We start from the raw sequence: 531 nt of genomic DNA on the forward strand, positions 1-531 counted from the left end.
TGAGCAAGGCTTGTTGGCATTTGAAGACGCAGAGTCACATCCATTAGCCAATGTAATTACCCGAGCTGTTGGGGTTGATGAGATGGTGACGATAGACCAAGTATCGGGACAGCTTGCGGATGGTGACCAGTTCTTGTTGTGCAGTGATGGACTTTCCAAGGAACTAAGCTGTGATGAAATGCATAAAACTCTATGTGCAGATTCAGTTAACCAAGCTGGTTTGGCATTAATGCACTCTGCTCTGGTGCGTGGCGCTAGTGATAACGTGACGTGTGCGCTCATTAAAGTGCGTCAAGAACCTAGTGAGTTTGACTCCGCTAGGCGAGATGATGCGACTATTCCTGTGTTTTTGAGGGGGAGAGTATGAGTAACACGATGTTTGATTGGTATGAGCAAGTCCTTGCACCAATTTCGGAAGACAATCCGACTGGCATTGATCCAAGAGAGGATGTCTCTCCTCAGTCTGCTTATTATCGACTTAAAGATCAGCGAATGGTGGCAAGAAACGCAGAGCGAAACGCCATCATCGAA

At 46.9% G+C, this 531-nt stretch carries 1 protein-coding gene and 1 pseudogene; both read left to right on the forward strand.

What is annotated here, in order from left to right; genetic code table 11:
* On the forward strand, window positions 1-367 hold a 367-nt coding region (locus R8N49_RS30030), incomplete at its 5' end, for a PP2C family protein-serine/threonine phosphatase (RefSeq protein WP_412034941.1).
* Window positions 364-531 (forward strand): annotated as a pseudogene (locus R8N49_RS30035) (type VI secretion system protein TssA); the annotation flags it as partial. The gene R8N49_RS30030 and the pseudogene R8N49_RS30035, both read left to right, overlap by 4 nt.

This window comes from Vibrio sp. 1978 (genome assembly GCF_033344345.1).